At 64.5% G+C, this 8,632-nt stretch carries 5 protein-coding genes and 1 pseudogene; 4 read left to right on the top strand and 2 right to left on the bottom strand.

Going from position 1 to position 8,632, the window contains the following annotated elements; translation table 11 throughout:
* Positions 1-608, top strand: a pseudogene (locus EN925_RS12310) (glycosyl hydrolase family 5); the annotation flags it as partial.
* On the opposite strand, the gene EN925_RS12305 reads toward EN925_RS12310, so the two are convergent.
* Entirely contained in the window at positions 571-1,917 is a 1,347-nt protein-coding gene (locus EN925_RS12305) for a VpsF family polysaccharide biosynthesis protein (protein ID WP_127369054.1), read from the bottom strand. The pseudogene EN925_RS12310 and the gene EN925_RS12305 sit on opposite strands and share 38 nt — an antisense overlap.
* Position 1,918: 1 nt before the next feature.
* A complete protein-coding gene (locus EN925_RS12300) occupies positions 1,919-4,021 on the bottom strand; it encodes an exopolysaccharide transport family protein (protein ID WP_127369053.1) in 2,103 nt (700 codons plus the stop codon).
* A 249-nt stretch (positions 4,022-4,270) separates the two neighbouring features.
* Between EN925_RS12300 and EN925_RS12295 the strand changes: the two genes are divergently transcribed.
* The 3 genes from EN925_RS12295 (at position 4,271) to EN925_RS12285 (ending at position 8,534) form a co-directional block, all read left to right on the top strand.
* Positions 4,271-5,767 (top strand): hypothetical protein, encoded by a 1,497-nt coding sequence (locus tag EN925_RS12295; RefSeq protein ID WP_013530603.1) that lies wholly within the window; start codon positions 4,271-4,273, stop codon positions 5,765-5,767.
* A gap of 118 nt (positions 5,768-5,885) precedes the next feature.
* The gene (locus EN925_RS12290; RefSeq protein WP_013530602.1) at positions 5,886-7,076 is read left to right on the top strand and encodes an NAD(P)/FAD-dependent oxidoreductase; all 1,191 of its coding nucleotides are present in this window, start codon (positions 5,886-5,888) and stop codon (positions 7,074-7,076) included.
* Between the two features lie 426 nt (positions 7,077-7,502).
* Positions 7,503-8,534, top strand: coding sequence for a hydroxyacid dehydrogenase (locus tag EN925_RS12285; RefSeq protein ID WP_013530601.1), 1,032 nt, complete (start codon positions 7,503-7,505; stop codon positions 8,532-8,534).
* Positions 8,535-8,632: the final 98 nt, after the last annotated feature.

Below are 8,632 nucleotides of genomic sequence, written 5' to 3'. Positions count from 1 at the left end.
GCTCGATGGCGAGCGGACTGACCGCGCTCGATCCGGGCCCGCTGTCGCCCTTCGAGCCGATCCTGTTCACCTTCCATTTCTATGAGCCCTATCTGTTCAGCCATCAGGGCGCGCCCTGGATGCGCGAGCCGGTCTATCGGTCGCTCAACAATGTGCCGTGGCCGGCATCCGCCGGCTCGCTGCAACAGACGCTGGCATCGGTCAGGGCGCGCATGGCGCAGGACACCGAAACCCCTGAAGACGCCAAGCAAGCAGCCTATGCCGAGACCGAGCGTGTGCTGAAAGTCTATTTCGACGCCCAGCCCGACCGCTGGTTTGTCGACAAATATCTTCGCCAGGTCCGCGATTGGGCCGATGGCCATAGCCTTGCGCCGGAACGCATCATCATGGGCGAGTTCGGCGCGCTGCGCACCGACGCCCGCTATGTCGCCGCGCCCAATCCGGATCGCGGGCGCTACATCGCCGATGTGAGGCGGAGCGCCGAGGAACTCGGCTTCGCCTGGGCACTGTGGGATCTCTTCGATGGCATGGGCATGATGGACGACACCACCCGGGCGCTGGACCCCGATATCATCGCGGCGCTTGGCCTGACCATGCCGGCGGACTGACCGGCCTGAACGCTGCCCGCGCCGGCCGATAGAGCACCAATGCCAGCACCACGAACTTGGTCAGCAGCGTCGTCTTCGACGCGACGCTTTCCGAAGTGTTGATCAGGATGACCCAGCCCAGCATCGGCAGCCAGATGCCGGGATGGCAGCGGCGCGCCACCTCGAACAGGAACAGCACGAAGCCGAACGTCAGCAAAAGCGTGAAGAAGGCGCCCTGATAAAGGACCGTGCGGATGATCGGGTTCTCGATGCCCTGTTCGAGACCGTTGATGCGGCGCAGGCTGTCGATCAGGTCGACATCCGGCCCCACGATCAGATCGCGCAATTCCAGGTGCTTGAAGAGCTCGAACATCTCGACCCGGGCATTGGCGCTGCCGCTGTCCGACACGAAGCGCTCCAGCAGCGCGTCGAAAAAGCCCAGATATGCCGCCACAATGATGACGACCGGCAGCAGGGCGGCGAGCATGAAGCCGAGTGCCGCACCCAGGAGATTGACGCGGCCCTGGCGCAATTTGGTGATGCCCTGAAAAAGCAGGTAGCAGCCGCCGAGCACCACCGTCGTCACCATCGCCGTGCGGCCGCCGAAGGCGACGAGTGCCGCGCATTGCAAGCCGATCAACCCTATCCGCACAGGCATCGACAGGGATCTGGCACCGGAGAGCAGCGCAAGCACATAGATCGACGTCACCATGGCATTGGCAAGCGGATGCCCCTGCAGCGCGCTCGAGCGCAGATCGGTGGTAAACGCCACGCCGTCGAGGCGATAGGGGAAGATAAGCGTTTTGGTGGCGAACTCGAAAAGGGCAAGCAAGGCATTCGCCGTCATGACCACGTGGACGACGGTCTGCAGCCCGGCGAAGGTCCGTTCGTCGTCCTCGCTGAGCATCAGCACGAGAAGTGCCGCAGCCACGAACGTATCGATCATGCCGGCCATACCGGGCCGCTGCCTGGCGATGACGACGACCAGAAGCACGATCGATATGGCGGCCATCAGCGCGCTGGCCGGCCGCCTGTCGGCGAGATGGACGATATGGCCGACCGGATTGCCTGATGCGCAGGAGCGCCAGGCAAGCAGCAGGACGATGAGATAGGTGGACGGGTGGATCTTGGTCGCCGGGTTGCCGAACAGGCCATCATAATTGTAGCCGACCAGCCACAGCATGCCCCCCGAGATGCTGAACAGCACCGCTACCGCCGCGATCAGTCCGAAGCGCGTCAGTGCATCGACCGAGGTGCCGGAGATGGGCGTGCCGGCGCGGGGTGCGGCAGCACCAAGGTTCGAAGCGCTTGCGCTCCAACTGGCCGCCATATCAGGCGGCCTCGTCGACCAGCAAGGCGGCTGTCGGCAGGCGCCCCATGACGGAGACCGCCTGCGAAGTCGTCGTGACGTCGCGCATCGGGGTGGCGTTCAGCGTGGCGACGAGCACGATCTCGTCGGCCATGGCGACCAGCGGCGAGGCATTGAGATTGTCGGCCAGCGCGCCACCGTCGATGACGACGAGGTCGAAGCTCCGGCTGGCCCGCGCCAGCATCTGCTGCGCAAAATAGATGCCATGCGCTTCCTGGAAGACCGCCTTTGAGCGGCCCCTGCCCAGCACGGCAACGTTGCTGCCGGCGGCGTAATGGCTGACGGCCTCGAACGCGTACTCGCCGCGCAGAACATCGAGGATCCCCGGCTGCGGATCCTTCTGGCCGCCGCCGCCAGCATTGGCATCGATGAACAGCACACGGCTACCCCTGGATGCCGCGGCATTGGCCAGCAGCCGCGCCACCCGGCTACGCTGCGCGCCCTCGCCCGGCGACGATGTCACCAAGATGGAAGGCACCAGCGGCCAGTCCGCCGGACGCTGGCCCGAACTGAACATGCGCCTCAGCGCAAGGCCGACGACGGCATCGGTCTTCTGGCTGGAGGCGGCGGCGCGCGCCCCGCCGAAAGGCCACCAGCGCCGGCCTGTGTCCGACTTTGCCGGCACCACGCCCAGCACCGGCGCGTCGATGGCCGACTGCATCTGGGCGCTGGAAAGCACCGTCGGCGAGGAATATTCGGCGATCAGCGCCAGACCGGTGCCGAGCCCAAGGCCGCCGAATATCGCGCCCAGCAACAGCAGCGGCAGAGGCGGCCAGCTCTTCTTCAAGGCGGGCATGGCGTTGGAGATGATGCGCGCATTGGTGCTGTCGACATTGATCTGCTCGCGCGTCTCCTGGGCGCGCTGGAGATAGTTCGAGTAGACGGAACGCAGCGCCTCGAGGTCGCGCTGCAGTTCGCGCAGCCGCACCGAGGCCTGATCGGTGTCGAGCGACTTGCTCTTCATGCCGGCGACCTTGGCTTCCAGCGCCTGCTGGTTGGCCAGCGCCCGTTCGTAGTCGGTCTCGGTGGCGGTGGCGATGCGGCCAAGTTCGCGCGCGATCAGCTGGCGCGTGTCGCGCAGTTGCTGCTGGGCTGCGATCAGCGAGGGATGACGCGGCCCCAACTCCGTGCCGAGCTGCGAGACCTGGTCGACCAACGTCGCCTCTTGCGCCCGCAGGCTCGAGATCACCGCCGAGCGCATTGCTTCCGAAGTTGCGTCCGGCGTGCCGCTCTGCCGGCGCATCTGGTCGACCTGCGCCTTCAGCGCCGCGGTGCGGCTCTGCGCCGCCGCAAGCTGCGTGTTGATCTCGGTCAGTTCCTGGTCGCTGACCAGATTGCCTGCCGCCATCACCATGTTGTTGGCGGACTTGTAGGCTTCGACGGCGTTTTCGGCTTGCTGGACGCGCTTGCGCTGCTCGTCCAGCCGCGCGGTGATCGACTCGGAAGCGTCCTTGGCCATTTTCGCGCGCGCGCTCGCCTGGTCGACCAGGTAGGCCTGCGCGATGGCGTTGGCCAGGAGGGCGGCTTTGTCGGCGCTCTTGGCGGTGACGATGACGTCGAGGACCAGGACCTTGTCGGCCCGCTTCACCGCCAGGCGCCGGCGCAGCGCGTCGAGTGTCTGCACCGACCTGTCGCCTTCGGCTGATGCCGAACCGAGCAGGCGCGACAGCAAGCCCTGCCCATTGAATTCCGGATCCTGCGTCAGGTTTGTCGCCGCGATCGCCCGCATCAGCACGCCCGTCGACTGGACCACGCTGACCTGGCTCTCGACCTGCGTGATGCCGCCATCGGGTGAGATACGGCTGGGATTGACGTCGTTGGTGACCACCTGCAGGTCCTGCGGATCGATCAGGATTTCCGCCGCCGAGCTGTAGAGCGCCGGTGTGAAAAGGCCGTAGAGCAGGGCGACCAGCGTCAGCAGTGCGACGGTGCCGAAGATCCAGAACCGGCGGCGCACCAGGATGCGCTTCAGATCGCCCAGTTCGACAGTGGAGGCTGCATATGATCCCGCGCGTGCCGGATCCGGGGAGTGTTGCTGAGGAACCATGGGCAGGGATGATTGCATGGCTGCCTCCGACAATACTCCATATGCCGGCAAGACCAGTTTGCGGCGCTAACCTAGCTATTCCTCCAACTGTTAAAACATTGTTAATTATGTTGAGAGGTGACGTGAATTTTGGCACGCGGTTTGCTTAAAAATATACATATCGAGGTGTTGGCTACGCAGCGAGCGGAGACGAATGCAGATGGGGTTACAATTTGACCGGACCGGCCTGGCCGGCAAGGCCGGGCACCGCCTTTTCGGACCTCCAACATGCAGATAAGCCTCCGCCTGGACGGCGACTGCGTCCGCGCCTTTCACGTCACGCTGCTGGAGCGCCTTGCCGCGCTCGAAGACGTCGAACTGTCCGTCGATGTCAGGCCGGCGGGCGGTGGCATTCCGCGCAGCGCCGCGGCCCTGTTTCAACTCGAAACGGCGATCCACGGACTGTCCCATGATGGACTGGCCAAGCGTGTGCCGCTTTCGGCGCTCGCGCCCTACCGGCAGTCCCCCGCTTCGCCTGACCTGGTCATCGACCTCTGCGGCGATGTCAGGCTGGAAAGCACACGGATCTGGCGCGTCACCTATGACGGCGCCAGCGGCGAAGCGGCCTTGCTGGCCCTGATCCTCGCAGGTCGCACGCCGCTTGCCCGCATCGAGGAGAACGGCGTTGCGATCGCCGCCGGGCGTCTGGGCACCGAATATGGCGGCATCGCGCTGGCGTCCTTCCAGGATATGCTGGCGCGCACAGCAAGCCTGATCATAGCTGCCATGTCAGGCGCGGCAAAGTCCGTGCCTGATCTGCCCGAACCGGCGCAGGTGGGTGGCCCGCCGCCAATGCCCTCGGCGGGCAAGCTTGGGGTCAGGGCCGGCAAGGCGCTGGCGCGGCGGATCATCCAGAAGATCTATCACCTTTGCTACAACGCGCCGCACTGGAAGGTCGGCTGGCGGCAAACCGGGAGCCGCGATCTGTTCGAGCTGCGCGCGCATCCGGCGTCGGGTTGGCAAGAGTTGCCGGACGACGGCAGCCGCTTCTACGCCGATCCGTTCCCCATCCTCTACCAGGGCCAGCTGACCCTGTTCGTCGAGGACTATATCCATCGGCTCGGCAAAGCCATCATCTCCGCCGTTCCCTTCGGCCCGGCAGGCCCGCTCGGAAGGCCTGAACCGGTGTTGGAGCTGCCCTACCATCTCTCCTACCCCTTCGTCTTCGAGCGCGACGGCGAGGTCTGGATGGTGCCGGAAAGCTGCGCCAACGGCACGGTCGATCTCTACCGGGCCACAGCTTTTCCCGGCGGATGGGTCAAGGAGGCGACGCTTCTGTCCGGTGTCGTCGCCAGCGACGCCACGCTTGTCGAGCATGGCGGCGCCTGGTGGCTGTTCGCCACCGTCCGCGACGGCGGCGGCGCCTTCTCCGACGCGCTGCATCTGTGGTCGGCGCCGGATTTTCGCGGCCCCTGGACGCCGCACCCCAAAAATCCCGTGCTGATCGATATCGCCTCGGCGCGGCCGGCCGGCCGCATGGTCAGGCGCGGCAACGACCTGCTGCGCCCGGTCCAGGACTGCCGCAGGAGCTATGGCGCGGCGCTTGGCATCGCACGCATTTCTCACCTTGATTTGATCGGCATGGAGCAGGTCGTTGAAACCATCTTAAATCCAGGTGCGCTATGGAGTGGGCGTAAACTTCACACGCTCAACGAGGCTGGCGGCTTTGAGTTCATCGATGGCTCGGCGATCGCACCGCGCTGGAAGCAGCGGGCCCGCGATTAACCTAAACATTGGTTACTACCAAGCACGCGCGCCGGTTGCTTGCGGTTGATTTAGGTCCGGAAGATATTTTCTACCGGAGATTGTGAAACGCGCCGTTGCCATCAGAAAGAGCAGCAAAATGAGTATCTCAGAGGCTGGCCCGGCCCAAGTCGATGTGGCGATCGTCGGTGCCGGAATGGCCGGCACGACCTTGGCAATTCTGTTGGGACGAGCCGGCCGCAAGGTGGCGCTGATCGATCCGCACCGCGTCCACCACGAGGAATTCCGGGCCGAGAAGATCGGCATGGACCAGATGCTGCTGTTCGAAAAGCTCGGCCTCGATGCGACACTCAAGCGTCTCGTCACCTCCACGACCGACACGCATGTGTTTCGCCTCGGCCAGTTCTTCGCGCATGAGAAGAAGGCTGAATTCACATTCTCCTATGGCGCGCTGATCAATGGCCTGCGCGACGCCTTGCCTGCGCAAGTGCCGCTGACGGTCGGCAAGGTAACCGAAGTCTCGACTGGACCGGACCGGCAGCGGCTTGTGCTGGCCGACGGCACCGTCATCGATGCCCGCCTGCTGGTGGTGGCAACCGGTCACGGCGAGGCGGTGCGGCGCGCCGTCGGCGTCGAGCGTATCGAGCAATCGAAGGCGCATTCACTGTCGATGGGATTCGACCTCGCCATCTCGCCCAGCGATTTCGGTCATCAGTCCGTCACCTGCTACAGCAGGCGGGCCGCCGACCGTATCGCCTACATCAGCATCTTTCCCCTCGGCGACAAGATGCGGGCGAACATGTTCCTCTATCGCAATGTGGCCGAGCCGTGGACGCGGGCGTTCCGCCAGGAGCCGCAAAAGATGCTCTGCGAATTGATGCCCGAAATAGCCGTGCGATGCGGCAACTTCGAAGTCGCGAGTCCTGTCGAGGTCAGGCAGATCAGTCTGAGCACGACGCAAGGCCATCGCCGCGACGGGGTCATCTTCATCGGCGATGCTTTCTGTACCACGTGTCCGACGCCGGGCGTCGGCATCGGCCGCGTGATGACCGATGTCGATCAGCTCCATTCGGTTCACATTCCACGCTGGCTCGAAACTCCAGGCATGGCGGCTGACAAGATCAACGCCTTCTATGACGACCCGGTCAAGGTGGCTGCCGATGAGGATGGCATGCGGGTCAGTTACTATGCCAAGTCGATTACCGCCGACACCGGACTGGAATGGCGCGTGCGGCGCCTGCGCAACAACACCGCGCGCCAGCTGATGATCATCGGCCGTAAGGTCCGGCATCTGGGACAACGGCGGGCACCCGTGGCCAATATGCGATAGGGCGCGACCAGTCGCGCCCTATCGATTGCCGCTATTGATTGCCCTTGTCAGGCGAATGCGTCAGACGCCAATCAATCACTGACGGCCGGCGGAGGTGTCGATGGGGCAGTCTGGGCCGTGACACCCGAAAGCCTGTCGCGCTTCTGCAAGGTTGGTTTCTCGTATTTCTTCACTGTAAAGTGCCCTCCAAATTGATACGGCGCCAGCAGAACCAATTCCCTGCCCCGTGTCAATTGTGCCATTACTGGTTCTTACGTCGTATCCACGCCATCGCGGTCAAACGATTCTTCACTGTTGCATTGCCGGCACATATCGGCTCCGACAGGTCACCTCATCCCAGCGCCAATCGCGCGCTCCTCGGCCGCGCGATGTTGTAAATCGTTTCATCCAAGGTATTTTGGCCATTGGGGAACAGAGGGAATAGTCATGTCCAACAGCGCCTTGCCGCTGGTCATCAGTGCGCCTGAACCACGCACGCTCGACCTGATCTTCACAGCCCGGCAGCTGGCGCGGCTCAAGGCGCACTATCGCATCGTCGAGACGACCGCTGACGGCGTCGCGAAACTGCCGGCCGACATGCTGGCCGAGGTGCGTTATATCATCGGCCAGCCGCCCATATCGCCCGAAACGCTCGACCGGATGAAGGCGCTGCGCTGCGTCTTCAATGTCGAGACCAACCTCATCAACAACATGCCCTACGAGACGTTGTTCGCGCGCGGCATCCATGTCGTCACCACCGGCCTGGTGTTCGCCGAGCCGGTCGCGGAGCTTGGCCTTGCGATGGCACTCAATCTCGCCCGCGGCATCGTCGATGCCGACCTCGCCTTCCGCCAGGGACAGGAACTGTGGGGCGGCGACGGCAACCAGACGGCGCGGCTCTTGTCTGGCGCCGATGTCGGCATCATCGGTTTCGGCGATCTCGGCCGGGCGCTCAACCGGCTGCTGTCGGGTTTCCGCACCCGCACCAAAGTCTTCGATCCGTGGCTGCCGCCATCGATCCTCATCGACAATGGCGTCGAGCCGGCCTCCCTCGACGAGGTGCTGTCGACCAGCGACTTCATCTTCGTCGTTGCCTCGGTGACCAGCGAGAACCAGGGTTTTCTCGGTGCCGACGCCTTTGCCGGCATGCGCAAGGGCGCTGCCTTCATCCTGCTCAGCCGCGCCGGCGTGGTGGACTTCCCGGCGCTGATGGCGGCGGTTAAGAGCGGCCACATCGTCGCCGCCAGCGACGTTTTTCCCGAAGAACCGCTGGCGCGGGACCATCCGGTGCGCGCCCTGCCCGGCTTCCTGCGCTCGGCTCACCGCGCCGGCGCGCTCGACATCGCCTTCAAGCGCATGGGCGATATGGTGCTGGAGGACATGGACCTGATCGACCGCGACCTGCCGCCGCTGCGCTCCAAACGCGCCGAGCGCGAGACGGTTTCGCGCATGCGTTCCAAGCCGGCCGACAGGAATTGAGGCGTGGATTTTCGTTCGGGTTGGCCGGCCCTCGACCAGGTCCGCTTGACAGGAGCGCGGCCGGCGATGACGCTGCCGCAATCGAACTTTGCGGAGGG

The sequence above is a fragment of the Mesorhizobium sp. M7A.F.Ca.US.006.04.2.1 genome, assembly GCF_004022915.1.
Classification (GTDB): Bacteria; Pseudomonadota; Alphaproteobacteria; order Rhizobiales; family Rhizobiaceae; genus Mesorhizobium; species Mesorhizobium ciceri.
This window is presented reverse-complemented; position numbering and strand designations above follow the sequence as displayed.

Bases quoted from the DNA above. Each gene is read 5' to 3' on its own strand.
- EN925_RS12295 (WP_013530603.1), top strand. From the start codon at position 4,271: ATGCAGATAAGCCTCCGCCTGGACGGCGACTGCGTCCGCGCCTTTCAC.
- EN925_RS12290 (WP_013530602.1), top strand. From the start codon at position 5,886: ATGAGTATCTCAGAGGCTGGCCCGGCCCAAGTCGATGTGGCGATCGTC.
- EN925_RS12300 (WP_127369053.1), bottom strand. From the start codon at position 4,021: ATGCAATCATCCCTGCCCATGGTTCCTCAGCAACACTCCCCGGATCCG.
- EN925_RS12305 (WP_127369054.1), bottom strand. From the start codon at position 1,917: ATGGCGGCCAGTTGGAGCGCAAGCGCTTCGAACCTTGGTGCTGCCGCA.
- EN925_RS12285 (WP_013530601.1), top strand. From the start codon at position 7,503: ATGTCCAACAGCGCCTTGCCGCTGGTCATCAGTGCGCCTGAACCACGC.